The organism is Bartonella sp. MR110HLJHH (assembly GCF_042194225.1).
GTDB lineage: Bacteria > Pseudomonadota > Alphaproteobacteria > Rhizobiales > Rhizobiaceae > Bartonella > Bartonella grahamii.
The window spans coordinates 1-26,878 of record NZ_JBHIMQ010000013.1 but is presented as its reverse complement, the minus strand read 5'-3'; the positions used below and the strand labels follow the sequence as shown (position 1 = coordinate 26,878).

The 26,878-nt window shown below is 37.5% G+C and carries 29 protein-coding genes and 1 tRNA gene; 21 read left to right on the top strand and 9 right to left on the bottom strand.

Annotated features, from left to right (window positions below):
* The 3 genes from hflX (at position 1) to ACFIKB_RS07680 (ending at position 4,538) form a co-directional block, all read left to right on the top strand.
* On the top strand, positions 1-1,344 hold the full coding sequence (gene hflX, locus ACFIKB_RS07690; RefSeq protein WP_375636049.1) for a GTPase HflX: 1,344 nt from the start codon (positions 1-3) through the stop codon (positions 1,342-1,344).
* Between the two features lie 144 nt (positions 1,345-1,488).
* A complete protein-coding gene (locus tag ACFIKB_RS07685) occupies positions 1,489-3,315 on the top strand; it encodes a hypothetical protein (protein WP_375636050.1) in 1,827 nt (608 codons plus the stop codon).
* Positions 3,316-3,461: 146 nt separating this feature from the next.
* Positions 3,462-4,538, top strand: coding sequence for a COX15/CtaA family protein (locus tag ACFIKB_RS07680; protein ID WP_375636051.1), 1,077 nt, complete (start codon positions 3,462-3,464; stop codon positions 4,536-4,538).
* A 20-nt stretch (positions 4,539-4,558) separates the two neighbouring features.
* Here the strand turns inward: ACFIKB_RS07680 and argC are convergent, their stop codons facing one another.
* Entirely contained in the window at positions 4,559-5,491 is a 933-nt protein-coding gene (gene argC, locus ACFIKB_RS07675; protein WP_375636052.1) for an N-acetyl-gamma-glutamyl-phosphate reductase, read from the bottom strand.
* A gap of 322 nt (positions 5,492-5,813) precedes the next feature.
* On the opposite strand from argC, the gene glyA reads away from it, so the two are divergent.
* The 6 genes from glyA (at position 5,814) to nusB (ending at position 10,350) form a co-directional block, all read left to right on the top strand.
* Positions 5,814-7,127 carry a serine hydroxymethyltransferase gene (gene glyA / locus ACFIKB_RS07670; protein WP_375636053.1) on the top strand — a complete coding sequence of 438 codons (1,314 nt, stop codon included), beginning with the start codon at positions 5,814-5,816 and terminating at the stop codon, positions 7,125-7,127.
* 11 nt (positions 7,128-7,138) lie between these two features.
* Entirely contained in the window at positions 7,139-7,621 is a 483-nt protein-coding gene (gene nrdR / locus ACFIKB_RS07665) for a transcriptional regulator NrdR (protein ID WP_015856456.1), read from the top strand.
* Positions 7,614-8,741: a bifunctional diaminohydroxyphosphoribosylaminopyrimidine deaminase/5-amino-6-(5-phosphoribosylamino)uracil reductase RibD gene (gene ribD / locus ACFIKB_RS07660; protein ID WP_375636054.1), complete on the top strand. Its 1,128-nt coding sequence runs from the start codon at positions 7,614-7,616 to the stop codon at positions 8,739-8,741. Before nrdR ends, ribD begins: the two co-directional genes overlap by 8 nt.
* Positions 8,723-9,340, top strand: a complete 618-nt coding sequence (locus ACFIKB_RS07655) for a riboflavin synthase (protein ID WP_375644957.1) — start codon at positions 8,723-8,725, stop codon at positions 9,338-9,340. The genes ribD and ACFIKB_RS07655 overlap by 19 nt, the downstream gene beginning before the upstream one ends.
* 81 nt (positions 9,341-9,421) lie before the next feature.
* Positions 9,422-9,877 (top strand): 6,7-dimethyl-8-ribityllumazine synthase, encoded by a 456-nt coding sequence (locus ACFIKB_RS07650; protein ID WP_375636056.1) that lies wholly within the window; start codon positions 9,422-9,424, stop codon positions 9,875-9,877.
* 2 nt (positions 9,878-9,879) lie between these two features.
* Positions 9,880-10,350, top strand: a complete 471-nt coding sequence (gene nusB, locus ACFIKB_RS07645; RefSeq protein ID WP_015856452.1) for a transcription antitermination factor NusB — start codon at positions 9,880-9,882, stop codon at positions 10,348-10,350.
* A gap of 78 nt (positions 10,351-10,428) precedes the next feature.
* Here nusB and ACFIKB_RS07640 read toward each other — a convergent pair whose 3' ends face one another.
* The gene (locus tag ACFIKB_RS07640; RefSeq protein ID WP_375636126.1) at positions 10,429-10,908 is read right to left on the bottom strand and encodes an outer membrane protein assembly factor BamE; all 480 of its coding nucleotides are present in this window, start codon (positions 10,906-10,908) and stop codon (positions 10,429-10,431) included.
* 219 nt (positions 10,909-11,127) lie between these two features.
* Here ACFIKB_RS07640 and ACFIKB_RS07635 point away from each other — a divergent pair, with 219 nt between their 5' ends.
* The 5 genes from ACFIKB_RS07635 to ACFIKB_RS07615 all read left to right on the top strand — a co-directional run bounded on the left by ACFIKB_RS07635 (position 11,128) and on the right by ACFIKB_RS07615 (position 15,021).
* Complete coding sequence (locus tag ACFIKB_RS07635) at positions 11,128-11,685, top strand: DUF177 domain-containing protein (protein ID WP_375636057.1); 558 nt, start codon at positions 11,128-11,130, stop codon at positions 11,683-11,685.
* Positions 11,686-11,835: 150 nt separating this feature from the next.
* A complete protein-coding gene (gene plsX, locus ACFIKB_RS07630; RefSeq protein WP_375636058.1) occupies positions 11,836-12,906 on the top strand; it encodes a phosphate acyltransferase PlsX in 1,071 nt (356 codons plus the stop codon).
* A gap of 49 nt (positions 12,907-12,955) precedes the next feature.
* Complete coding sequence (locus tag ACFIKB_RS07625; protein ID WP_375636059.1) at positions 12,956-13,930, top strand: beta-ketoacyl-ACP synthase III; 975 nt, start codon at positions 12,956-12,958, stop codon at positions 13,928-13,930.
* Positions 13,931-14,007: 77 nt separating this feature from the next.
* Positions 14,008-14,322: an integration host factor subunit alpha gene (locus ACFIKB_RS07620; RefSeq protein WP_015856447.1), complete on the top strand. Its 315-nt coding sequence runs from the start codon at positions 14,008-14,010 to the stop codon at positions 14,320-14,322.
* Positions 14,323-14,517: 195 nt separating this feature from the next.
* Entirely contained in the window at positions 14,518-15,021 is a 504-nt protein-coding gene (locus tag ACFIKB_RS07615) for a MerR family transcriptional regulator (RefSeq protein ID WP_375636060.1), read from the top strand.
* 1,120 nt (positions 15,022-16,141) lie between these two features.
* Here the strand turns inward: ACFIKB_RS07615 and thrS are convergent.
* From thrS to ACFIKB_RS07600, 3 genes are all read right to left on the bottom strand, one after another.
* The gene (gene thrS, locus ACFIKB_RS07610) at positions 16,142-18,118 is read right to left on the bottom strand and encodes a threonine--tRNA ligase (RefSeq protein ID WP_375653221.1); all 1,977 of its coding nucleotides are present in this window, start codon (positions 18,116-18,118) and stop codon (positions 16,142-16,144) included.
* 111 nt (positions 18,119-18,229) lie between these two features.
* Complete coding sequence (gene yidD / locus ACFIKB_RS07605) at positions 18,230-18,580, bottom strand: membrane protein insertion efficiency factor YidD (protein ID WP_375636062.1); 351 nt, start codon at positions 18,578-18,580, stop codon at positions 18,230-18,232.
* Positions 18,581-19,009 carry an iron-sulfur cluster assembly scaffold protein gene (locus tag ACFIKB_RS07600; RefSeq protein WP_375636063.1) on the bottom strand — a complete coding sequence of 143 codons (429 nt, stop codon included), beginning with the start codon at positions 19,007-19,009 and terminating at the stop codon, positions 18,581-18,583.
* A gap of 125 nt (positions 19,010-19,134) precedes the next feature.
* On the opposite strand from ACFIKB_RS07600, the gene folE reads away from it, so the two are divergent.
* From folE to ACFIKB_RS07575, 5 genes are all read left to right on the top strand, one after another.
* Positions 19,135-19,755 carry a GTP cyclohydrolase I FolE gene (folE, locus tag ACFIKB_RS07595; protein WP_375636064.1) on the top strand — a complete coding sequence of 207 codons (621 nt, stop codon included), beginning with the start codon at positions 19,135-19,137 and terminating at the stop codon, positions 19,753-19,755.
* 139 nt (positions 19,756-19,894) lie between these two features.
* A tRNA-Leu gene (locus tag ACFIKB_RS07590) sits at positions 19,895-19,979 on the top strand.
* A gap of 193 nt (positions 19,980-20,172) precedes the next feature.
* A complete protein-coding gene (locus ACFIKB_RS07585; RefSeq protein ID WP_015856441.1) occupies positions 20,173-21,345 on the top strand; it encodes an alpha/beta hydrolase in 1,173 nt (390 codons plus the stop codon).
* Between the two features lie 135 nt (positions 21,346-21,480).
* The gene (locus ACFIKB_RS07580; RefSeq protein ID WP_375653218.1) at positions 21,481-21,987 is read left to right on the top strand and encodes a hypothetical protein; all 507 of its coding nucleotides are present in this window, start codon (positions 21,481-21,483) and stop codon (positions 21,985-21,987) included.
* A gap of 701 nt (positions 21,988-22,688) precedes the next feature.
* Positions 22,689-23,840: a tyrosine-type recombinase/integrase gene (locus ACFIKB_RS07575; RefSeq protein WP_375653217.1), complete on the top strand. Its 1,152-nt coding sequence runs from the start codon at positions 22,689-22,691 to the stop codon at positions 23,838-23,840.
* A 173-nt stretch (positions 23,841-24,013) separates the two neighbouring features.
* On the opposite strand, the gene ACFIKB_RS07570 is transcribed toward ACFIKB_RS07575, so the two are convergent.
* The 3 genes from ACFIKB_RS07570 to ACFIKB_RS07560 form a co-directional block, all read right to left on the bottom strand.
* Positions 24,014-24,226 carry a hypothetical protein gene (locus tag ACFIKB_RS07570; protein WP_015856478.1) on the bottom strand — a complete coding sequence of 71 codons (213 nt, stop codon included), beginning with the start codon at positions 24,224-24,226 and terminating at the stop codon, positions 24,014-24,016.
* Positions 24,227-24,357: 131 nt separating this feature from the next.
* Positions 24,358-24,585, bottom strand: a complete 228-nt coding sequence (locus ACFIKB_RS07565) for a hypothetical protein (protein ID WP_375645204.1) — start codon at positions 24,583-24,585, stop codon at positions 24,358-24,360.
* The gene (locus tag ACFIKB_RS07560) at positions 24,582-25,244 is read right to left on the bottom strand and encodes a lysozyme (protein ID WP_375653215.1); all 663 of its coding nucleotides are present in this window, start codon (positions 25,242-25,244) and stop codon (positions 24,582-24,584) included. The genes ACFIKB_RS07565 and ACFIKB_RS07560 overlap by 4 nt, the downstream gene beginning before the upstream one ends.
* 142 nt (positions 25,245-25,386) lie before the next feature.
* Between ACFIKB_RS07560 and ACFIKB_RS07555 the strand changes: the two genes are divergently transcribed.
* Both ACFIKB_RS07555 and ACFIKB_RS07550 read left to right on the top strand, forming a co-directional pair.
* Positions 25,387-25,611, top strand: coding sequence for an antitoxin MazE family protein (locus ACFIKB_RS07555; RefSeq protein ID WP_273791685.1), 225 nt, complete (start codon positions 25,387-25,389; stop codon positions 25,609-25,611).
* A complete protein-coding gene (locus ACFIKB_RS07550; RefSeq protein WP_273791686.1) occupies positions 25,611-25,934 on the top strand; it encodes a type II toxin-antitoxin system PemK/MazF family toxin in 324 nt (107 codons plus the stop codon). The genes ACFIKB_RS07555 and ACFIKB_RS07550 overlap by 1 nt, the downstream gene beginning before the upstream one ends.
* Positions 25,935-25,972: 38 nt before the next feature.
* Here ACFIKB_RS07550 and ACFIKB_RS07545 read toward each other — a convergent pair.
* Positions 25,973-26,878 (bottom strand): late control protein (locus ACFIKB_RS07545; RefSeq protein WP_375653212.1); only part of this gene is annotated, 906 nt, incomplete at its 5' end.

Here is a 26,878-nt window from a genome sequence, read left to right as displayed (position 1 = left end):
ATGATAAATGAAAATGAGAGATTAGGAGGGATATTTTCGCAGAATACAGGACAGGTGCGCGCACTTGTTTTGATACCAATTTTTCAAGAAAATAGAAGTGAAAGCTCTTTGAGAGAGTGTTCGATATCTTCTCGTGTTAAAGAGTCATTAGGCTTAGCGTGTGCTATAAGGTTAGAAGTTGTTAATTATGAAACGATTAATATTGCAACGCCTCGCTCTGCAACTCTCTTTGGAAAAGGTAAAGTAGATGCGTTAACCTGTTACATAGATGAATATTCTATTGAGCTTGCGATTGTAGATCACTTTTTAACACCAGTACAGCAGCGTAATTTAGAAAAATTATGGAATTGCAAAGTTATCGATAGAACGGCTTTGATTCTTGAAATTTTTGGGGATCGTGCACGAACAAAAGAAGGAGTTTTGCAAGTAGAGTTAGCGCATTTGTCCTATCAAAAAGGGCGACTTGTGCGTAGTTGGACGCACTTGGAAAGGCAACGGGGGGGGCGTGGCTTCTTAGGTGGACCTGGTGAAACGCAAATTGAAGCAGACAGGCGTCTTTTACAAGAGAAAATTATTCGTATTCGACGCGAATTGGAAACGGTTATTAAAACACGTGCACTTCATAGAGCAAAAAGGAAAAAAACATCTTATCCTGTTGTGGCACTGGTAGGATATACGAATACAGGAAAATCAACTCTCTTTAACCGTTTAAGTGGTGCAGATGTTTTAGCAAAGAATATGTTATTTGCAACGCTTGATCCGACTTTGCGCAAAGTTGTTCTTCCCCATGGAAAAACTATTCTTTTGTCTGATACTGTAGGGTTTATTTCTAACTTGCCAACAAATTTGATTGCAGCTTTTAGAGCAACCCTTGAAGAAGTGGTTGAAGCGGATCTCATTCTTCATGTAAGAGATATGTCAGATCTTGATCATCGTGCACATGCTCAAGATGTTTTAGAAGTGCTTTCAAGTCTTGATATCGATATTGATGATATGGAGCATATCATAGAAGTTTGGAATAAGATTGATATGTTGGATGAGCAGGCATTGAATGTTTTACAAACAAGCGCAAAAACACGATTAAATCCTGCTCTCATGGTATCAGCGCTTAAGGGGGATGGACTCGATCAATTATTAAGAGCCATTGAAAAGCGAATTTTTGGAGAGGTGCAAAGCATTGAATATCTTTTAAAACCTCATGAAATGTCGCTTATCGATTGGTTTTATGAAAACTCTGCGGAAATAATGCAAGAAGGACATGATGATGGGTCTGTTACCATTAGAGCCGTTATTACTTCTGAAGCAAAAAAACAATTAGAGAACATCAAAAAAAATATGAATTAAGTTCTTTAAAGCTATTGCTGAACATTTGTGCTTAAATTTTATGTTTTTATTATCTGAAAATAATATGACAGCAAGTTAAGAGGATAGTTACTACTTTCTCTTAATAAAACAATATGAAGAAGTATTTTGCTGGTTAAAATAAAGATGAGTCTTAAGTGTAATAAAAGACTATTCGTACGTACCGTATGGCGAAGCATTTTGATTGTTTTGCTATTACAAGTGCTATGTATATCTTTGATTTGGTTGTATTATTTTGTCCAGCCCCGTGGTTACCAAGCAACTTTAATATTTTCATTATCTGATTCTGTAGGAAAACCGTTACCAATCAAAAAGCAAGACAATGTTATCGCCTTTTTGTTTTCACAGCCTATGTTCTTCAATGATTCGCAATTTTCTTTAAGTGCTTTTAATAAGAAAAAAAATCATGAAAATATCCGTTTATCGCGTCGTGGTGATTTTATCGATTTGACTTTTGAAGCTGAGACACTTGAAGCAGCTCAACGTGGGTTGGAAACTTGGTTTTCCGCATTTTCACAAGCAATTATAAAACAGAAACAATTCTTGTTAAATGATAAATTAGAAGACAAACAATATGATAATACCGCAATCGTTAATATCGTGCAGGGATTTCGTACATCTGTTGAGTCTTTTATTCAGCAGGGTGTAAAACAAACAGAGCTTCATGATCTTTCTATGCAATTAACGGAAGCAACTTTAAAGCGTATTCATTTAACAAGTTTGAACTCAACGATTAACACGATGCGTGAAAAGGGACAGTCTTTATTGTCTTTATCGTTTATTGCAGGTAATTCAGCAATTGTTGCTCTGGAATCTAAACGTGATCTTTTGGAAACGCAAAGAGCACATATGGCGGTGCAATTGGGGTGGACACATCCTCAAATTAAAGCAATGACTGCGGAATTAGAAACAGTTTCTCATCAATTAAAAAATAAAATTTTACAAATCGTTTATCAAGTTCATTCAGATGAGGTTATTGCAACGGAATTAGAAAAACAGCTCAAAAAAAGAATGAACTTTTTTGTAAAAGATCAATCCCAATCTTTGAATGAAATATTTAACGAGTTTGAAAATAAAATAAAAGCAGCAGTCGATGCACAAAATAAAGCGATGAGTAACTCTGCTCAACGAAGAGAAAAAATTATTGGTTCATATCGGAGATTGAGTGATGATCCTCTTCTTTTACAAAACACAAATATCCACGTGGTTATGCCAACAACGTTAGCACCAATTTCTTTTATGGCTCTTTATGGAAAAAATATTTTTGTGAGTGCATTGGCTAGCTTCCTTACTCTTTTACTAGGAATATTGTTATTTTATCCGTGCTTTAAAAGCAAAAAAGATCAACCTTCAGAAGAGGATTTGAGATCAAAAGAAAATGCTCTTAAGAAGAACGAGAGTATTTTAGTCTCTCAAGAAATGAAAAATCTTGAAGCTTTTATTACGATAGAGGGATTATCTGATGTTTTGAAATGGCGTGCTTCGACCATTATTTCAATCATTGGACCAGAGGCTGCACGGACAGCGGCAAAGCTTTCACTTCATCTCACAAAAGAGAACAAAACAATTTTGTTGGTCGATATTTCTGGTCAACAAATAGAGAAGGTCATTGGTCCACATCGCGGACTGAGTGATATTTTAACGGGCAATGCCCAGTTGCATGATGTTATTTACCGTGATTATGATACGGGGGTTGATATTCTTCCTCAGGGGTTAACAAGTGCTATTTCTGCACAAGATTTTTCAAATGACATTTCTCATATATTACAAGAATTTAAAAAAGAATATGACTTTATCATCCTTGAGATGGCAAGCGAACCAAAATATGGATTTGAGCAATTTGCAGAGCTAACAGACTATTATATTTGTAATACTGTTCTTAATGAACAAGAATGGATGATGCGGATGGTAAGCAGCTTTCCAAAGACTGTTTATCGCGTTGTTGCATCATAAACTTCGTAAAAAAGAAATATGTATCACATGTTATAGTAGTACGCTTGTTTTTTGCTAAAGTTATAGTACATACTAAAATACACAAAGATTTGATGTTTAAATTTTAAAATGCATTGTAGTTGGAGAGAAGCGTGGGGCAATCAGAGATGGCAGTAAAGAGATTAAACAATAGCATTTTAACGCCCGTGCAAAAGAAAAATAGAAAACAAATACAGGTGTGGCTTTACTCTATTTTATTGCTTTGTTTAGCAATTGTCTTAGTAGGTGGCGCTACTCGTTTGACGGGATCAGGATTATCTATAACGGAATGGAAGCCAATACACGGCGTTATTCCACCGATTGGTGTGGATCAATGGCAAGAGGAATTTTTAAAATATCAACAGATAGCACAATATAAGCTGCTTAATCCTGATATGACCTTAAGTGCTTTTAAGGTCATTTTTTGGTGGGAATGGGCGCATCGTGTTCTTGGGCGTCTTGTTGGTCTTGTTGCTTTATTGGGGCTCATTTGGTTTTGGGCGACTAAGCGTGTTGAAAAAAATATCTTACTCCCGCTTATTATCGTGCCTATTCTTATCGCCTTTCAAGGCTTTATTGGTTGGTGGATGGTTGCTTCAGGGATTGGGCAAAGCAATTTAACAAGTGTGAGCCAATATCGTTTGGCATTTCATCTTATAACGGCATGTTTTGTTATTGTTTTTGTTACTTATTTATCTCGAGGACTTGCAGAATACTCAGAAAAGCCAGCAAATCAAAAGGTGCAATATTTTGCGGCTTGGCTTGTTGTTCTCGTCTTGATAGAGATTTATTTTGGAGCTTTGGTTGCGGGGCTTCATGCTGGAAAAGTCTATAATACATGGCCTCTTATGGATGGGCAGATTATTCCTGATGGATTGTTGCAGCTTCGTCCTGTTTGGCTCAATTTATTCGAAAATTCCTTAATGGTTCAATTTATTCATCGGTTTTTTGCTTATTTTTTATTTATTATCTCAGTTATTCATGCTTTCTATGTACAAAAAAACATTCCACATTCAACCCATTCTCGTCGTGCATTTCTTATCTGTGTTATGATTATTATTCAAGCACTCTTGGGTATTTTAACGCTGTTACATGAGGTTCCGATAAGTTTAGGGCTCATTCACCAAAGTATGGCACTAGCAGTGTTGTGTTTTGCGGTTGCGCACTGGCGAGCAACGAAAGGGGCATATCGCGTTGTTGAATAAAAGTTTGTATTTAGGGAGTTTTAGTCGCTTGAAAGCATTAAGTCGAGGTTCTGGATAGCCGCAGCTGATGCGCCTTTTCCTAAATTATCGAATATGGCGCTGAGATTAAAAATACCTTCACGATCATTTCCAAATATGAACAGTTTCATATTATCTTTATTGGCTAAACACTCTGGATTAAGTCTTTGAAGTGAAGCAGTTTCTTCTTGTGATGCAACTAAAATGGTATTTTGTCCATCGTAATGGTTTGCGAGAATTTCGCGCAAATCAGAACAGTTTGCTGATTTTGTGAATAAATGGCGATGCAGAGGAAGATTCACAATCATTCCTTGGGGAAAACGACCAACACTTGGTATAAAAATTGGGGTTTTGTTGATTTGTCCATAAATTTTAATTTCTGGCACATGTTTGTGTTCAAGATTAAGACCATAGATAAAATAATTGTCCTGAATGTTTTGTTGAGATTGATTTTCCATTTGTAAAATCAACTGTTTTCCACCACCAGTATAGCCGGAGATTGCGTTAATCGATATGGGATAATAGGCGTCTAGCAGTCCTGCTTCACGGAGTGGGCGAATCAAACTAATGGCACCGGTAGGATAGCACCCAGGATTGGTTACATAATGTGCTGCTTGGATGCGCTTTCTTTGTCCTGCTGTCATTTCAGGAAAACCGTAAATCCAGTCTGGTGCAACACGGTGGGCTGTCGAGCTATCAATAATCCTAATGTTTTTATTTTTTTTAAGCCAATGAACTGTTTCGCGTGCAGTATCATCTGGAAGACACAAAATAGCAATATCGGCTTGATTAAGATAGTCTTGTCGCAGATGAACATTATGGCGATCTTTATGAGCAAGAGAGAGTAGTTCTAAATCTGTACGTTTCTCTAAGCGTTTTTGTATTTGTAGTCCGGTTGTGCCATGTTCACCATCAATAAAAACTTTGGTTAGCATTCTTATTTGCCTTGTATTAACTTTGCCTATTATATTCAGCTTTTCACATTATAAATTATTTTTAATCATTAAATTATTGAATTTCTTTAGATTATAGATACCTTTTGTAAAAGGTGTAAACAAATAAGAGTGTAAAAAAAGAAATGTAATCTCATTTTTCATCATTCTTGAGAGGGAAGTTTTTCACTGTTTTTATAACAAAGAGTAAGATAAATATTTGCATCATTATTTTTGAGTGTAAGTGGTTTAAAATGTTTGGTTTGCATGGTTTGCTGTGTTATCGTTCAGTGACTTTATTTTTTTTATGTTAGGAACGTGTTTTATGACTCAGCAAGCAAGTGACGCAGAAAAGCGCTTTTTTAATGATAATTTACAAACTGTTGATGGTGCAATCTTTGATGCAATTAGAGGGGAGTTTGAGCGTCAACAACATGAAATTGAGCTGATTGCTTCAGAGAATATTGTTTCAAGGGCGGTCCTTGAAGCGCAGGGGTCTGTTTTAACTAATAAGTATGCAGAAGGTTATCCAAGAAAGCGCTACTATGGCGGGTGTCAATTTGTTGATGTCGTTGAAGATTTAGCCATCGAAAGGGCAAAACAGCTTTTTGGTGCTGCTTTTGCGAATGTACAGCCTAATTCTGGTAGCCAAATGAATCAAGCTGTCTTTTTAGCTTTACTTCAGCCTGGTGACACATTTATGGGATTAGACTTAAATGCTGGTGGTCACCTTACGCATGGTTCATCTGTTAATATGTCAGGAAAATGGTTTGATGTTGTTTCCTATGGTGTGCGTCAAGAAGATCAGATTATTGATATGGATGAGGTTGAGCAGCTTGCAAAAGAACGTAAGCCCAAACTTATTATAGCGGGTGGCTCATCTTATCCACGGCTATGGGATTGGAAACGATTCCGTGAAATTGCAGATGAGATTGGTGCTCATCTACTCGTTGATATGTCTCATATTGCCGGTCTTGTTGCTGGTGGCGTGCATCCTTCACCCGTTCCACATGCGCATATTGTAACAACAACAACACATAAGTCGCTTCGAGGTCCTCGTGGTGGTTTAATATTGACAAATGATGAGTCTTTATCCAGAAAAGTTAATTCTGCAATTTTTCCTGGTCTTCAAGGTGGTCCTTTAATGCATGTAATTGCCGCAAAGGCTGTTGCATTTGAGGAGGCTTTGCGTCCCTCTTTCAAGAGTTACAGTGCCAATGTGGTCGCTAATGCGAAAACTTTAGCAAAAATATTACAGAGTAATGGTTTTAATATTGTTTCTGGTGGTACAGATAATCATTTGTTGTTGGTTGATTTACGTTCCAAAAATCTAACAGGTAAACGTGCTGAATTGGCTTTGGGGCGCGCTCATATTACCTGCAATAAAAATGGTATTCCTTTTGATCCTGAAACGCCATCTATAACATCGGGAATTCGCTTGGGATCACCTGCTGCCACAACACGTGGTTTTTTAGAAAAAGAGTTTATTCAAGTTGGTCATCTGGTTTCAGAAGTTCTTGATGGTCTTCGGAGCGCAAAAAGTGATGAAGATAATTATGCCGTTGAAATGGCTGTTGAGAAAAAGGTAAAAGATATAACGAGTCAATTTCCTCTTTACTCTTATCTTAGTACTCGTTAAGGACACAAAAGATGCGCTGTCCTTACTGCCAATATGAGGATACACAGGTTAAAGATTCACGTCCAGCAGAAGAGGGGGCAGTGATTCGCCGCCGCCGTGTGTGTTCCGTTTGTGGTGGTCGTTTTACAACTTTTGAACGTGTTCAGTTGCGTGAGCTCTTGGTTGCTAAAAAAAGTGGACGATGTGAACCATTCGATCGTGATAAGTTAATGCGTTCAGTTGATGTGGCTGTACGTAAGCGCAATATTGATCCTGATCATATTGAACGAGCAATTTCTGGCATTGTGCGCCAGCTTGAAAGTTTGGGAGAACCAGAGATTGCTTCAGAAAAAATTGGACATCTTGTGATGGAAGCATTGAAAAGAATTGATGATATTGCTTATATTCGTTTTGCTTCTGTGTATCGAGATTTTCGTAATGCAAGCGATTTTCACGATGTTATAGATGAATTGTCAAAGGGTATCGCGGATACAGAATCTCGTTTTGATGAATAAAAAAGTGCAAGATGAACGGTTTATGGCTGCAGCTATTCGTTTAGCAGAACGTCATGTCGGTCTTACAGGTGAAAATCCTTCCGTTGGTACGTTAATTGTGCGAAACGATAATAGTGCGGGGGCATTTATTGTTGGCTATGGCGTAACAGCTATTCATGGGAGTCCTCATGCGGAAGTGCAAGCTTTACATATGGCTGGTTCTTTAGCTCAAGGAGCGACTGCTTATGTTACTTTAGAACCTTGTGCGCATTATGGAAAAACTTCGCCGTGTGTGAATGCACTCATTGATTCAGGTGTTTCTCGAGTTGTTGTTGCGCTGACTGATTGTGACAAGCGTGTTGATGGTCATGGTATTGCTCTTTTGCGAGCAGCGGGTATTGAAGTGGTTGAGGGCATTTTAGCTGAAGAGGCTTTTGAATCTTTATGGACACATTGGTGCATAAGGAAGATACAACGCTGTGCGGTCACTTTTAAAATGGCAATTTCTGCTGATAATGGTGTTGGAAAAAGAGAAAAGGGCAGCGTAAAAATTAGTGGAACACTTTCTCATGCCCATACGCATATTCTACGTGCTCAAAATAATGCTATCCTCGTTGGTATTGGTACTATATTAGCAGATGATCCACAACTCAATTGCCGCTTGCCAGGGATGGAGGTGCGCTCACCAATTCGTATTATTTTGGATGCAGATTTATCTATCCCCCTTGATGCAAAAGTTGTCCAAACAGCCATGAAAATTCCTACATGGGTTATTTGTGATGTGGATCTTTCAAAGAAAAGCAAAAAAAATGCATTGGAGCAATATGGTGTGTCTGTTTATTCGGTAGAGATGAACAATGGTTGTGTAGAACCCTTTGCTCTTTTACAGATGCTTTATAAACATGGGATTAATAGTGTTTTATTGGAAGGGGGCGTAAAGACAGGGGAAACGTTTTTAAATGCTGGTTGTGTGGATCATTTGATATGTTTTTATGCACCCGTTATTTTAGGCGAAGGTCGTGTTGAAGCCCCTCATTTTGGAAATTATCTTTCGCAATTTCATAAGGTTGAATCAAGAATGTTTGGAAATGACCGTTTTTATAAATGGAGACGTAAGACATTATGTTCACAGGGATTATAACAGACATCGGTTGTGTTGAAGATGTACAACCTTTAAAGCAAGGGGTGCGTTTAGATATTTCTACACGCTATGACATACAGAGTTTGGAAATTGGTGCATCGATTGCGTGTTCAGGGATTTGTCTGACAATTGTAGAGCGGGGGGTACAACAAGCGACTGCTGGTTGGTTTGCTGTAGAAGCATGGGAAGAAGCATTGCGTTTGAGTAATCTTGCACAATGGACAAAAGGAACTTTTGTTAATTTGGAACGTTCGCTTCGATTAGGTGATGAAATGGGAGGACATTTGGTTTCTGGTCATATTGATGGTTTGGCTGAAATTATTGATCAAAAAAATGAAGGGGATGCAATTCGTTTTTATTTAAAAGTTGCAAGACAATTTATGCCTTTCATTGTCAATAAGGGATCTATTGCACTTAATGGGACATCTTTGACTGTTAATGGTGTTGAGGATTGTGTTTTTGATGTTCTTATTATTCGCCATACACTCGAAATGACAACGTGGGGACAAGCTAGAATTGGAGATCGGGTCAATTTGGAAATTGATCAACTTGCTCGTTATGCTGCGAAACTTTTTGCTTTAAAAAGAGAAGATGAATAAGCCAAAACTCTATTGATCGTTTTCAGAATTTTATGCTTTATAACCTTGATTTTTTTTGATTCGTTTTTGTGGAATTCCATTATGAAGAAAGAGATACGTAAAAAGCCTCACGTATTGATTGTTGAAGCACGTTTTTATGAGGGGATTTCTGATGCGCTTTTGAGAGGTGCAGTGAATACTTTGCAAAAAGCTGAAGCAAGTTATGATGTTGTAACGGTTCCTGGAGCATTAGAAATACCAAGTGCAATAGCTTTTGCTGAACAAAATAACATATCTTATGATGGTTATGTTGCTCTTGGTTGTGTTATTCGGGGCGAAACATATCACTTTGAAATTGTTGCTAATGATTCTTGTCGTGCATTGATGGATTTAACTGTTCATCAGCATTTGGCTATTGGAAATGGTATTTTGACTGTTGAAAACGAAGAACAAGCATGGGTGCGTGCAAAACTAGATGACAAAAATAAAGGTGGTTTTGCGGCTGAAGCTGCTTTATGTATGATCGCTCTAAAAAAGAGATTTGGAGATAATCGTTAAATATGGCTGATATAAAAAGCAGACATTTTCCGCGTTCAGCCAATAAACGTGGAGCAGCAAGACTCGCTGCAGTTCAAGCCCTCTATCAAATGGATATTGTGGGTTCGGGGGTTATGGAAACAGCAGCTGAGTATGAAGCTTATCGTTTGGGAAAAGATATCGATGGAGACCAGTATCTTGAAGCTGATTTTCAATGGTTTTTGGCTATTATAACGGGTGTTGTAAAAGATCAAAAGCAGCTTGATCCTCTGCTTCATCAACAGCTTTCTGCTGAGTGGTCTCTTTCACGTCTTGATTCTATATTGCGAGCAATTTTACGAGCAGGTTTATGGGAGTTGATCAACCGTAAAGATGTTCCTGTTGCGGTTGTCATGAATGAATATGTTGACATAGCGAAGGCGTTTTTTGAAGGTGATGAGCCAAAACTTGTTAATGCAGTTCTCGACAGTATGGCAAAAAAAGTCCGCCTATAAGAGCTAAAAATCCCCCCTATTATTAGGTCTGATAGTATCAGACCTAATAATATTGAGACGGTATGTAGACTATATGATTTAGTTATGGGGTGGCAAATTCGCAGGGCCTTTTATAATTTGAATTAAGAAAGGATGTTCTTTTGTTACAGTTGGCGTTGTTTGTGTAATAAAATCAAATACTTGACCGTCTTGTAATCCGTAATTAGCAACTTTTGCAACCTGATTATTTTTATTGAAGTAAATGGCTAAAACTTTGCGATCAATAATCTTTGTTTTCATAAACTGCATCCCACGATAGCGTGTCTGTGAGATGTAATAAAAAACTTCATTATCATATTTTGTTTTTAATGAAGGGGTCCCTAAAGTTAAAAGAACTTGCTCTTGACTTGAGCCAATAGCAATAGAACTTAGAGCATTTTTATCAAGAACATAGCCCTCTCTATAAATTTGGCTCGAACCTGAAGAATCGAGAAGACTACATCCCGCAAGCATTCCTATGCTTGCTATTGATAGACCAATCAATAATTTACGTTTGATTAAGGCTATTATGTGAGGCATTTGAAACAATGATATCTCCTTTTTATACTGAGGTGTAGGACAAGAAGGCAACCTCAAGTTTTTTCTTTTTAGCTTAATCTACCGTAGCTTACACTGAGTTTCCCTGTTATAAAGCAAATTATGCCATATAGAATTTCTTTAGAAAAGAAAAAAATGCATGAATACTTGAGATAAATAAAAACACAGTATTTTATGCGTTTTTATGTTTGGGAGTTGTCAATGAATGTTCAAAATGTTCCTCAAATGACATTTGCTTTGGCTTATCCAATATCCGTACGTTCTCTACCTGCTAAAGGTATAAGGGTTCATTTTTGTGCAAACAAAAAAGAATGTACACATTTAGCTCAGAACCATGATTTAATTGAAGTAAAATCTTGTGAGGGAAATTTCCATATTTTCCCGTGGAAAAAACGCGGAGTGCGTATAAAAGGTCTGTTGCAAGCGCGCATACTACAGTTATGTGTTGTTACATTAGAACCATTAGAAAATATCCTTTGTGAAAATATTGAGGTTGTTTTTGTTCCTGAAGATTCAAATTTGATGAAGCCGAAAACATCAGAGGATACAGGGGAATTGTTTTTAGATGTGGAGGGGCTTGATACTCCTGAAGTGTTTTATGATGATAAAATTGATATTGGTGCAATCATGGAAGAGTTTTTTGAGTTGTCTATTAATCATTATCCACGTAAAGAGGGGATAAAGATGGATATGGTTGAAAATTTAGAAGAAGCAGAGCAAAAATTCTCGCCATTTTCTGTTTTGAAAAATTGGAAGTGATTGTAAAAACATAAAAAAAATATCTATTGTATGCTAAACGGTATTTTCTGCGGAGCGATTTTTGCAAGATTTGCTTTGTGAGTGTTCAGGAGCCAAAAAATCATAATATGTGTTTAAAGATGTAAATGAAAAGATGTGGGATATGCAAGCGTGATTAGAATTTCTGTGGATGTCATGGGCGGTGATTACGGTCCAGAAGCAGCTATTGCAGGAGCAGCAATTGTACAAAAATATTTATCAAATATTTATTTTCTGTTTTATGGAATAGAGGAGGACGTTCGTCCGGTTTTAAAAAAATACCCTTGTTTGGATTCTGTATCGCGCTTTTGCCCTACAGAAAGTTATACACGCATGGATGAAAAGCCAAGCCAAGCACTTCGTAATGGACGTGGTAAATCATCAATGTGGTACGCCATTGAAGCGGTAAAAAATGGTGAAGCTGATGCTTGCATTTCTGCTGGTAATACGGGTGCACTTATGGCCATGTCTTATTTTTGTTTGAAAATGCTAGCAGAGGCTGAACGTCCTGGTATTGCGGGTATCTGGCCAACACTTCGCAGTGAGAGTATCGTTTTAGATATTGGAGCAACAATTGGTGCCTCTGCTAGTCAGTTGGTTGATTTGGCGGTTATGGGAGCGGGTATGTTTCGCGCTTTATATCACACTGAAAGACCAAGTGTTGGGCTTTTAAATGTGGGGGTGGAAGAGGTTAAAGGACTTTATGAAATAAAAAAAGCAGGAATGATATTGCGTGAAGTGCAATTAGAAGGATTGGAATATAAAGGATTTGTTGAGGGCAATGACATTGGAAAAGGAACAGTCGATGTTGTTGTAACAGAGGGGTTTTCTGGTAATATTGCTTTAAAAACCGCAGAAGGAACCGCGCGACAGATAGGAGAGATTTTAAACTCTGCACTGCGCAGTTCTTTTTTAACATCTCTTGGTTATTTTTTATCGCGGGGTGCTTTTCGTACGCTGAAACACAAAATGGATCCCGAGAGGGTGAATGGAGGAGTGCTTTTGGGGTTGAATGGTGTTGTGATCAAAAGCCATGGGAGTGCTAATGCTAACGGTTTTGCTTCTGCTATCCGCGTTGGTTATGAGATGGTTAATAATGGACTTTTGAAAAAAATAACAGCTGATTTGCGACGGTTTCATGAGAATAAAGAAACACTTTTTGATCAAGAAGGTGAAGAGACAGTGAATGGAGAGTCCTTATGATAAGCTCTTATAATAGAAATGAAAAATTTGAAGAAAAGGTAAGAGCTGAATGATTCGGTCAATTATACGTGGTGTAGGAAGTGCTTTGCCGAAGAGAAGTTTATCAAATGATGAGATTGCAAAGTTTGTTGAAACGTCAGATTCATGGATTGTTCAGCGTACAGGAATACGCCAACGTTATATTGCCAGTGAAAATGAAACAACTGTTTCTTTAGGAGTTGAGGCTGCGCAAGCAGCACTTACAAATGCTGGTTTAACAATAAAAGACATTGATTGTATTATTTTAGCAACGTCCACCCCGAATCGTACTTTTCCTGCTTCTGCTGTTGAAATTCAGTGTGCTTTGGGAATGAACCATGGATTTGCTTTTGATATTCAAGCTGTTTGCTCTGGTTTTATTTTTGCTTTAACAACAGGAGATTCTTATTTACGGTGTGGAGCGGCTAAAAGAATTTTAGTTATTGGATCCGATACATTTTCTCGGATTTTAGATTGGGAAGATCGTACGACATGTGTTTTGTTTGGTGATGGTGCGGGTGCTGCTATTTTGGAAGCACAAGAAATTGAGGGGGGTATTGCTTTTGAGCGTGGTATATTGTCTGCGAAATTGCGCTCTAATGGTGCTTATATAGATAAGCTATATGTTGATGGTGGACCTTCAACAACACAAACGACAGGCTATTTGCGTATGGAAGGACGAGAAGTTTTTAAATATGCTGTTGGTATGATAACGGATGTGGTTGATGATTGTTTTGCAGCTGCAGGTATGGATTCTTCACAACTAGATTGGTTTGTACCTCATCAGGCTAATAAGCGCATTATTGAAGCATCTGCTAAAAAATTGGGAATTTCACTAGATAAAGTTGTGATTACCGTTGATCAACATGGTAATACGTCTGCGGCATCAGTTCCGTTGGCTTTAACAACAGCTGTTTGCGATGGAAAAATAAAAGAAGGAGATCTTATCATGTTAGAGGCCATGGGAGGTGGATTTACATGGGGAGCAATTCTTATTCGTTGGTAAATTATGGCTACTTGACCATATTTCAAGAAAACGTATAAGTCATTTTGTAATTTTTAATATTTTAATAGGTGGTTATAATGACAAGTAAGACAGTAACGCGTGCAGATTTAGCGAGCGTAGTTTGTAAAAGAGTGGGCTTGTCACATACTGAATCAGCAGCTTTAGTCGAATTGGTTTTGGATGAGATTTGCAACTCACTTGTAAGAGGTGAAGCGGTTAAATTATCCTCTTTTGCAACTTTTCAGGTTCGCAGTAAAAATGAACGAGTTGGACGCAATCCAAAAACGGGTGTTGAAGCACCTATTCCGCCGCGACGTGTTGTGACGTTTAAGGCTGCTAATGTCCTTAAACAGAGAATTTTAGATTCGCATCGTGCAAGACAGAAAAAATGATATCTCATAAATGAATGCCATGATATGTTTGGTATTTGTTAAAAAAATGATAAAATAAAGGTCTTTGTTTTTTAGAAAAAGACAGTTGAGTAAGTCGTCAATGATGGTCTTATTTTTGACTAATCTTGTTGAGAAATTGAGACAGAATGAGTCATTGTAAAGTAATTTATTTTGTTTTAAATAAGGTGTTGCAAAATGGATAAAAGCTCTGATGCTTTTCGCACAATTAGCGAAGTAGCCGAGTTATTGGAGCTGCCGCAGCATGTCTTAAGATTCTGGGAAACACGTTTTAGGCAGATTAAACCAATGAAACGTGGGGGAGGAAGGCGCTATTATCGTCCGGTCGATGTTGATTTGCTCAATGGTATTAAGCAGTTATTATATGATCAGGGTTATACGATAAAAGGTGTGCAACGCCTTTTAAAAGAAAATGGTGTTTCTTTTGTGATTGCATTGGGTAATGGTGATCTTGATGCTATGAATGTAGTCATAGAGAAGAAACATGCAGGACAAACTTCTGAAAATGCTAGCAATAAGCCTAAGAAATCTTCTTTTGGGCTTTTGAGTTTCATGAGGAATGAGGAAGAAACATCTGTTGGTTCTGTGAATCTTTATAAAGATAAAACTGATAAAGCATTGTTGCAAGAAATCCTATTTGAACTCATTGAATGTAAGCGTGTTCTTGATAGAGCACGATAGCAATAATATTTTTTGTTTTATACGTGTTGCTTTTTTAGCAAAACATGTGTTTTGAAATTGTTTTACAAATCAATATCTTGCGTCTAGCGTAGCAATGTGTTTCGTAGATATAGACGTTTTATGGGTGTGCCCAGAGTTTTATACGTTCAACGAGTAGTAATGTATCGTATGTGTATATTTAACGAGTTTTTTATAAGAATTTTTAATTTGGTAAAATATAAAGAGGGGAAAGAATAAACGCTGAGTTTTACCATTTTTCTCTGATTTGGCTTTATAAAAGCTAAGGCAATATCTCATCAGTGTAGGTTGCAGGATATAGAATGCTATTAGTTTACCAATTTATGTGCTTGTTTTAAAGAGATGTTTCCTAAGGCTCCTTGAGCTTATTTTATCATGATTCCTTGTGAATCATATAATGCTAAACCCGTGGAGTACCGCTATTTTTACACTTATGAAAGAGAAAGTCGGTATCATCATTATAGTTTAGCTTGCTCTCAATGATTGCAACAATCCTCAGCACTTGAGGCGGTTCATTGTGGGCATTTTAAAGTCCGTTCTCAATAATTTTTATTCACACACTCATTCCGCTTGTCTCGTACAAGAAAATGATTTTGATAGATGCAATATAAACATATTTAAAATGAGAGAAATCTATGATATTCGAAACCCTATTTAATATAAATAATGATATGTTATCATTATAAATCAATATATTGTCTTTTTTATAAGAGCTTATCTTACGAATAAGACATATCATTGTTCAGCTAATTTTACATATTTTTTATTAATAAATATGATCTTGTTTTCAGTCTTCTTGCTTGATGTTGCTATAATTATCGTAATGATCTATCTATGATAATAGCGCCTTCTTTTCATTATAAAGGTAAAAGATTAATGTTATTATTAATATTCAATTGTCTATGATTTTTGCATTTAAACAGCTCATAGCTTACATTCAACTTTTTCACCAATCCACCTTGTAGAGAGTGATCACGTGATTCTTTCTGGTGATAGGTAGTTGTGCATGAAACAAAATGCACTACAACATCAAATTATTTCATTTTGTATAAAAATTGAAGATTTATAGTAAAAAATTAACGTATTACCATCTTCTGTGATGTTATGTATTTATTACACGCTGCAAATCCGGAGGTGTTGCTTCATTTGAGAGTTGCTTAATCACATCTTCTACAGATAAAAGGGTTTTATTTGTACTTCCTAAGCGGCGCATATTTACGCTGTTTGTTTCAGCTTCACGTTTACCACATACCAAAATTACGGGGACTTTTTGTAAAGAATGTTCTCGTATTTTATAGTTAATTTTTTCATTGCGGAGATCTATTGTTGCGGAAAGCCCAATAGCTCTAAGTTTTGCCGTTATCTTTTGGGCATATTCATTTGCTTCGGACGTAATTGTTGCAACAACAACTTGTTCAGGAGCAAGCCAAAGTGGCATATGTCCAGCAAAATTTTCGATTAATATACCAAGAAAACGCTCCATTGATCCAAAGATAGCACGGTGTATCATAACAGGTTGACGTTTTTCTGAATCTTTATCAATATAGAATGCACCAAAACGTTCGGGGAGATTAAAGTCTATTTGTGTTGTTCCACATTGCCATTCACGACCGATAGCATCCTTTAATGTATATTCAAATTTTGGACCATAAAATGCTCCTTCACCTGGAAGGATGCTTGTTTTGATTTGTCCTGCAAATTTTGTTTCAATCGTTTTAAGGACAGATTCCATGATACTTTCTGCATGATCCCATAATGCATCAGACCCAACTCGTTTTTCTGGACGTGTTGAAAGCTTAAGACTGATTTCTTTAAAACCAAAATCAGCATAAGTTGATAAAATAAGATCATTAATACTGAGACATTCATCGGCTAATTGTTCATCAGTACAAAAAATATGCGCATCATCTTGCGTAAAACCACGCACACGCATAAGACCATGTAAAGAGCCCGAAGGCTCATAACGATGAACAAGTCCAAATTCAGCAAGTCTAATAGGCAAATCACGATAAGATTTTAAACCATGTTTAAAAATTTGCACATGACCAGGGCAATTCATCGGTTTAAGGGCATAAACATTCCCATGATCTGAATTTTCTGCTGCTGGAATTACTTTGAACATATTCTCCTTATACCAGCCCCAATGGCCAGATATTTCCCAGAGTGACCTATCCAGAACTTGTGGTGCATTAACTTCAGCGTATTGATGATCATCAAGGCGTCTACGCATATAGTTGATCAAATTTTGGAACATTTTCCAACCTTTTTTGTGCCAAAAAATCATTCCTGGCCCTTCTTCTTGAAAATGAAATAAGTCCATTTCACGTCCCAAGCGGCGATGATCACGTTTTTCAGCTTCTTCTAGCATATGGAGGTAGGCTTTTAAGTCATTTTCATTTGCAAATGCTGTTCCATAAATTCTTGTGAGCATTGGATTATTGGCATCGCCACGCCAATAAGCTCCTGCGACTTTCATTAATTTGAAAGCAGTTCCAATTTGCCCTGTAGATTGCATGTGCGGTCCGCGGCAAAGATCAAACCAATCGCCTTGATAATAAATTTTTAAATCTTGATCTTCGGGGATGCTATCAATAAGTTCAACTTTATAAAATTCCTTTTTCTCAGAAAAAATTTTTCTCGCTTTTTCACGAGACCAAATTTCTTTTCTAAAAGGTTTATTGCGTTGGATAATTTCACGCATTTTCTTTTCAATGATGGTGAGATCATCTAATGTAAAAGGTTGTTGGCGTGCAAAATCATAATAGAATCCATTTTCAATGACAGGACCTATTGTTACTTGCGTTTCAGGAAAGAGTTCTTGCACTGCTTCCGCAAGGACATGGGCGCAATCATGCCTTATGAGCTCAAGAGCACGTGAATCTTCTCGGGTAATAATCTCTACTTGACCAGATTGTTCCAATGGATCCGATAAGTCTCGCGTGATACCATCAAGACTATAGGCGACTGCTTTTTTTGCGAGTGATTTAGAAATGGATTCTGCTAATTCCAAACCAGTCATTTCGGGGGGGTAATTACGTTTTGAACCATCAGGAAAAGAAAGAGAAACAGAGCAAGACATAAAAACACCCTTTTAATCCAATTCCGCTAACGATTGCGGATGGTTTTGTGAAAATCGAGTAAAAAGCTTATAGAATGATTTTTTATCAATACATACGAAAAAAGAAAAGGATTATTTGTTGTGTTTGTCAGAAATTTTCCAGTAACGCCAAGGTTTATAAAAACAGCAAGAATTTCCAAGAGAAATAGGTACTGGATCAAAGCCATCTGTTCCAAAGGGCCCACAACGTATGATACGAAAGAGTCCCATCCATGCACCAGCCCAAAGCCCATGGCGTGCAATCGCTTCATATGTATATTCTGAACAAGTCGGAGCATGGCGACATTGATTGCCTATAAGACTTGAAAGTGTTATTTGATAGAAACGTATTAAGAAAATACCCAATAATCGTCCAGGTGTTTTTTGCCAAGTGCCTGTGTAATTTCGAGTTATTTTTTTTTGTCGAGATTGTGATTTGAACATTTATTTTTCTTCAATTTTTTGAATGCAGTCTATCGTTGCATCAAAGGGTAGTAGTGTTGCTGCATGGCGCATTTTATAGTCTTTAATGGGCTGTAAGCAAGAAAAATCCTCAAATGGAGCTTGAGGAGAAGGACCATTTTGCGTTAGCATTTGATAAATAACTTCACGCAATATTTTAAGATCTTGTGTTGTTTGTCCGATGATATGAGATGCTAAAAGTGAAGCCGATGCTTGCCCTAGCACACATGCGTGTATTTCATGGGCAAAATCCGTAACAATACCATTTTCCACTTTTAAATCTACAGTGATTGTCGAACCACAAAGGTGTGCATGTTTTCTTGATGTTGCATCAGGATTATTAAGACGCCCAATTTTGTCTATATGTGCAGCATATTCAAGTATTTTATCATTATAGATATTATCAATCATGCGCTATTACCTGAAATTTTGAGAGTCGTGATTGTTTAAACTTTTAATTCGCTTATATAGAGATTATACAAAATGAAATAGGTATGGAGCAAATGCTTTGTATAGAGTAAGCTTGGAGTTTTTGAATGCGTAATGTTGTTAAAGAAGACGCGAAGGATTCTTTTTTATCTGAAGAAAAGCGTCCGAGTATTGAAGAGGTGGAAGAAGCGATTCGTACATTACTCTTATGGATAGGGGAAAATCCAAATAGAGAAGGGCTTTTAGATACTCCAAGACGTATAGCCAAGGCATATCGCGAGCTTTTTAGTGGTTATAGTCAATCGGTTAAAGAAATCTTAGGTACAGTTTTTGAAGAGGTTTCAGGATACAATGAAGCCGTAATCGTAAAAAATATACCTTTTTATTCACACTGTGAGCATCATATGATCCCAATTATTGGGAAAGCACATATAGCATATCTTCCTAATGACAAAATTGTTGGCCTTTCAAAAATTGTACGTGTTGTAGATATTTTTTCTCGTCGTTTACAAACACAAGAAGCTATGACAGCGCAAGTGGCTCACGCGTTAAAAACGTATCTGAAGCCTCATGGTGTAGCAGTATTGATTGAGGCTGAGCACATGTGTATGGCTATGAGAGGAATCCAAAAACAGGGCTCTACAACAATTACAAAAAACTTTCATGGTTATTATGAAAAAGATCAAGCTGCACAAGCACATTTTATGATGATGATTCAAAGATCGTAGTAAAGTCCATATTTTTAGTAATCTCTATTAAGTTATAAATTGTCCGGATAAAAATAAATTATGAGAAAGAGAAAATTGGCTTGTACCTTTCTTTATGATTTGTTAAAGGCTAAAAACCAAAATGTTTTTCTTCCCACGTGCGGTCGTGGCGGAATTGGTAGACGCGCAGCGTTGAGGTCGCTGTGGGGCAACCCGTGGAAGTTCGAGTCTTCTCGACCGCACCAGTTAGCAGTGAGTCTCTCTGTAATGAGATGAAGTTATGTAGAGAGAGGGGATTTACGGGCATTATAGAAAAATCTTTTTTGTATGTTATTTGTTGATGTGTTGCTAATAATGTTTCATTTTTTATTACTTTATCTGTGCATTTGAAATGTTATATTTTTATAGGGTGGGGGTGAAGTTGCAGTGAGAAGTATAATGATTTTGAGATATTTAACACTTCTTATTTGTATTTCTTTATTGTCAGCATGTAGTGATTCACGCGCTGTGCTTTGGCATGGAGTGCATGCAACTCCTTCTATGACTGCAGTAGAAAGGGAAGTTGAAGGGAACCCGATTTCTCCAAAAGCCATCATTCCAGTGTATGTTGCAACAAGTCGTATGATGCAAAATAATTACGCTCAACCTTATGGTGCAGAGCGATCAAATAAAGTACATTACAATCGCGTTGATGTAGGAATTCCTCAGCAACATATAAAGGGAGTTGTTGAAATAAATGCGTATAAACCTACGCATGATAAGTATTTTGCAGCAGTAGCATTGCAAAAATACGATAATAAAGAACAGTTTAAACAGCAATTAAATGCTGCTTTAGAAAAAAAGCCAAAAGGAAAAAGAGAAATTTTTCTTTTTATCCATGGGTATAATAATAATTTTGCAGATGGTACATTTCGTACAGCACAGTTTACACACGATTATTCTTTAAATGTTGTCGCTGTGCATTATTCTTGGCCTTCTGCCGGATCTGTTCCTCTTTATATTTATGATCGTGACAGTGCTAATTTTGCCCGTGACGGATTGATAGAGCTTTTAACACTTATTAGTGAAACCAATGCTGATCAGATTTCGGTTATTGCGCATTCTATGGGCAATTTTGTTATAATGGAAGCATTTAGAACTTTAGCTTTACAGAAAAAATATAAGCCTATTCGTCGTATTACAAGTTTATTAATGGCGGCACCAGACATTGATGTTGATGTATTTGAGCGCCAACTTAATGATATAAAAAAACTTCCGCAGCCAACAGCTATTTTAGTATCCAGAGCGGATAAAGCTCTCGCGGTTTCAGGACGTCTTACGGGTGGACATCATCGTGTGGGCGATGGCTCAGATATTGAAATGTTGCGTAAAAATGGAATAGCTGTTCTTGATTTCTCTCATGTGGATGGGGGAGCACACAATGTCTTTGCATCTTCGCCAACGTTGATGGCTCTTTCTCGGGAAGGTTCTTTGGCTTCCACAATTATGCAAGGTACAGAATTGTCACCTAGTCAAGCCCTTCTTGCTGACGGTAGTAGTGTGTTGGAGAAAACAACACATCTTATCCTTTATACACCTGTACGTTTTCTCTCTCCACGGATTCCACGTTGATAGTGAAAAGAGAGAAGGGGACATCGAATAATGCATTGGAGGTAATATTTTTTAGCACTTTCTTTAGAATGGCTTTGTAAAATGAAAAATAAATAGCGGGATGAATGTAAAAAACAGTCATTAGGTGAGTTTGTGATGATTGCACGGAAACGCTATGTTAATACGCCTACAGTTGTTGATTATTTATCTCATTCCGCAATTAAGTTGTTAGATATTCATGCTATGCTTGTGAAGGTGAGAAAAGGTGATATGGGGGAAAAACCAAATTTATTGCGTCAAATTGATTCTACAAAAAAACAGTTAGATGAGATAAGCCATGCTCTTATTTTAGAATATCGTAAACGCCAAGAAAATGAGCGTTTTTTAAAACAAATTCTGCTATCCATTTCCGATCAACTTTTTGCACTTAACAATGGTTTTAAGGAAACAGGACGTCTTTTTTTTCAAGAAGTTAGAATACTTCAATCTCAGATGCAATGTTTATATGAGGGAAAGGAGAGGCTGCATTTGTTGGATAGCCAAGAATCTTTTTGTTCTCCATCAAAGATTGATGAAGTCATTAAACAGTTACAGAAAGCACGAGAAAAGCTTATTCTTGAAAGCCCACATCTCTTTGAAAAAAGCACAAAAGCTAAACAATAAAAGTTCTTTTAGTTGAGCAGGTAGATAATTTGAGTTTTACAGCAAAAAACGCTGTTAGATAGAAGGCTATAATCTTATTAAAGAAAAGAACTTTCTTTAATAAATGAGACACATGTATTTTATAATCACACTCTTTACCGTGTTAAAGCTTTAAAAGACTTTGGTTATATCTTTGGTAAAGTTAAGGCTGATGCATTAGGTGGCTTTATTGAAGAAAATATTTGTGGAAAGAAACTTTACAAAAAACTTTCTGATTCTTTTAATAACGGTTCACTGGATAATTTTGCCAATGTTATGAAGTTGTTAGTATATTCATTAGAAACTTAAACTTTAATATTTTCCTTGGTAGGAATTAGCTGAATTTAAAACATTAAAAAAGAAGTTTGATAAAAATAACACGTTTTGTAAATTCACGTCCAGCTCTACCTTCTCTTGAATTTAAAATGCTTGGAAAATGAATAAGCTACACGTAATTAAAAAAGCGTACGGTGCCCCCAGAGAGCGAATCAGGCTTTAGCAACAAGATTCAAAGTATATAAAGATGTGTAAGGGCGTATTGATGTCTATAGCTTTTTATGATTCAATAAAAAAAGTAAGTATTAAAGAAAAAATCTCAAATCAGAAATTAAAGGTGGTCTAGAAGGTGGACCAAAAAAGGTGGACGAGCAATGCTTGAAAAGGTGGACGAGAGGGGACGTTAAGTGAGGGCGATTCATCGGTTGTCAGCATCATTCGTAAAGACGTCCTCGCAGGGTAAATATTGTGACGGGGCGGGGCTATGGTTGAATGTTCGAAAAGACAATACACGCTCTTGGTTTTTTCGCTATACGCACCACAATAAGCGCCGTGAAATGGGACTTGGTCCTGTTACGAAACTCTCTTTAAAAGAAGCGCGTGAGCTTACAAGATATTATAGTGATATTCTTAAAGAAGGCAATGATCCTATTGTCTTTCGAGAACAGACTATTTTAAAACAGCAAAGCAATATTTTTCAAGAAATTGCAAAAGCGGCTTTTGAAAGCAAAAAAGCAGAGTTGAAAAATGAAGGTAAAAACGGTCGCTGGTTTTCTCCACTAGAGTTGCACGTGATTCCACACATAGGTAATTTACCTATAGAAAAATTAACAGCCAATATCATTCGCAATGTTCTCGCGCCCCTTTGGCATGAAAAAGCAGACACAGCGCGAAAAGCACTTAACCGTATCAATATTTGCTTGAAATATGCTGCGGCTCTTGGTTTAGATGTTGATTTACAGGCTTGTATGAAAGCACGCGCGCTTTTAGGAAAACCACGTGCGACATCAACAAATATTCCTGCTATGCCATGGCAAGAAGTGCCGGTTTTTTATCAAAGCTTGGATGATAAGATCCTTTCAAATTTAGCACTGAAGTTATTGATTTTGACAGGCGCACGGTCATATCCATTGCGCTATTTGCGCCTTGAACAAATAGATAAAAATATATGGACGATACCAAAAGAAAACATGAAAGGTATTGTAGGGAAAGTTTCAGACTTTCGCGTGCCACTAAGTGATGAAGCTTTGAGAGTTATTGAAAAAACTCTCCCCTTTGAAAAGAATGGTTTTCTCTTTTCTGGTCTTACCGGCAAGCCAATTTCTGATGCCACCATGGCAAAGTATATGACAGTTTGTGGTTTGACTTATCGTCCCCATGGTTTTCGTTCAAGCTTACGGGATTGGATAGCAGAGACAACGTCAACACCATTTGAGATTGCCGAAACTGTTCTTGCACATACAGTTGGGAGTTCAGTGACGAAAGCCTACATGCGAACGGATTTTTTAGAGCAACGGCGTGTTCTTTTAGAGCTGTGGGCTTCATTTATAACAGGATAGAATTTTTACAATTACCTCTGCAGTGTTTTTGGCTATTTTGAAGAGAAATTTGATATGTCCAATTCTGTGAAAATAACAGTTTTAAATGTGTAAAGCTATTATTGATAGTCTCCATGAGACGAGTAAAATTAAGAAATCATTTTCTAAAAAATTTCGCGCGTCTCAGAGTATGTTTAGAGTCGGATATTTGGTTTTTGTGTAAAAATACTTACAAACGCATCCATAATACGTGAAAAATCAAGCGCTAATAAGAGTATAATGAGTACAATCCATTTCGTATAACGAGACATCACTTTTACACTTTTGTAGGTCATGATGATTTCTTGAAGTATTTCTTTTTCTGCTTCTGTAAGCTCTATATCGTCTTGTGTTTTTTTTCTAGCCATGTTTCCACCCACACACGCGTTCACCTAGATTATTGTGCTTTAAGATTTCTCTTGCTAAGTTTGAACTGATGGCGTTCAGATCTTGCCGGCTTAAATAAATTGGCAACCAGCCAACATAAGAAGAAACATATTTATTTGTCGCGCAACCAGTCAGAGAGAGCAGCACGCACATCAGCATCACTTTTTTGATTAACTTCACTTTCCACCTCCAGACGTGTTGTGGCTGCTTTTAAAGCTTTTTCCGTTTGCTTTTGCTGTTCACTCTTTTTACCAAGGGTAAAAGCTCTTGCTAATGCAATAAAAAAAGCGGCTAAAGCCGCGCCTGTTAGCATCAGATTTCTTTTCATCCATAAGATCATAGGCGGTGCTCCTGAAAGCGTTTAGCAACAAAGAAAATGCCAGCACATGCGGCTAAAATCATAATGGTTGCCAAAGCCCATTGGATTGGTCCATTGCCTGCTAACAAACCACCAAGCCCAGAAAAAGAGCCAATAATTGGTGCAAGTGCTTCGGCTTTGAACACCCCCGTTGGTGCTTGCGTTTCTACTGTTTGATAATTGGAGGAAACATAAGCCCCTTTTGCCCATAAGCCTGTTTCTGCCGCGCGCCGGTGTGCTAGACCTTCAAGACGCTTACCTCCTGCTTTGGTCCATTTCTGTAGCTCGGCAGGGACAGCTTCATATTCACCTTGATTGAGCTTTTTTAACAGTGTCGAGTTACAAAAGGCTGTTGTTCCTACATTATAGCAAAATGACACTAACGCCGCGAATTGTTCATCTGTTAATGAAACTGTAACAGCGCGTTCAACGACATTTTCAAATTGTCTTAAGTCTTGGCAAAGAAGTTCTTCTGCTTGCTTTTCCGTGATGGTCATGCCTTCATAAACAAAAGGCTTTCCAGCATTGTTTGTATGTCCATAACCTATTGTCCACACACCAATGGTATCTTTGTAGGCGTTTAAACGCAAGCCTTCCCATTGTTTGATAAGTGCAAGTCCCTCTAATGATATTTTTCGCATGTGTTGCTCCATAAAAAAGCCCCACACAAGGCGGGGATGAGTGAATATTAAAAATTGCAATTATTGCCTTTTATTAAAAATCTCGTTTCATGTAACTTTTTTCTGTGTTATACGTTACATGAAACATAATGGAGATTTTGTTATGGCTACAATGCACGTCAATGAACGCGTTCAAAAACATCGCAACGCACAAAGAAAAGCAGGTTTGCGTTTAATGCAAATTTGGGTACCAGATATTCGCCAACCGAACTTTGCAGAAGAGTGCCGACGCCAATGTCGCTTAGTCGCAAAAATGGATAAAACAGATACATCTATGCAGTTGTTGATGGATCAATCTTTAATGGATGTTGATGGCTGGACAGAATAATGCGTGGATCTCTCGTCACAATAGCTATGCAAGGCGATTTTGGTAAACCAAGACCTGCGTTAATCATTCAAGCTAATCAATTTAGTGAGCATACAAGTGTAACGGTTTTACCAATTACAAGTACACTTGTTGATGCGCCATTACTCCGCATTACGATTCAGCCAACCGCTAAAAATGGTTTGCAAAAACCTTCGCAAGTAATGATTGATAAGATTATGACGGTAAGATGTGAAAAAGTTAGTCCAGCTTTCGGCTCCATTCATGCAGATAAAATGGTAGAAATTGAACGCTGTTTAGCTGTATTTTTAGGAATAGTAAAATAAAAATAGTATTTCTTTTTATCATCATAAAATAGCTTTGTTTATCTATCTTCTTCATCCATATGGATGACGCCTTCGCCTTCGTCACATGCGTTTGGTGGGGCGTTTGGATCAAGGGTATCATCCTTGTCTGGTGTTGTGTTTGCAACGTTTCCAGCCGCATCTTCTTGCGCTTTATCAAAAAGTTCGCACTCTATTTTTGTGGTGTAACCGCCCGTTTTATCAAGTTTGTGCTTAACGCTCTTGATGCGCCATTCTGCTGGAATATAGGGGCGGAAAGGGGGCTCTTGAACAAGCTTTGCTTCTGCTTGCACAAACGGATCACCACCGATATCACATGAGAAAGAAGACTTACCGCGTGATGATTTATTGCGATAAGCAGCAATGGCCGCAACAGCCTCTGATTGGTTATGGTAGGTGTATTTGAGTTCATGGAACGGTGGGTTACCAACTTTGACTTCTTTTTTTTCACCACTGCGGATATCATGATAGGTTGCAAGAACACCGCCTTTTTTCTCTTCTTCTTGCTTTTCCGATTCTTTTTCTGCTTTTTCCGATTCAGATGATGATGGTGCTGTTCTGTCACTATCATCCATATGGATAAAGTTTTCATCATCATCAATCTCTTCTGGTTCTCGTGCATCAGCAGCGGCTTTTTGGTCGTCTCCCACATCCGTTTCTAAGCCATTGGCTGCACCTGCTTCATCCCGTGCGCTGTATTTAAAATCCCAAGAGGTGCAATGTTCCTCATGAATAACAACAATAGGGAGTGTTTCACCGGTGATGGCTTTGCCTTCACCCCGTTTGGCGAGCACAAGTTTGCCATCAACGGGCTTTGCTACCGCATCATATTCTTCTGCAAGGCGTGCGGCAAAAGCCATATCGCTTTCAGCTGTTTGGTCAATGTGACGCACAACGATTTTTGCAAGAGAAGGATCAACCTTTGG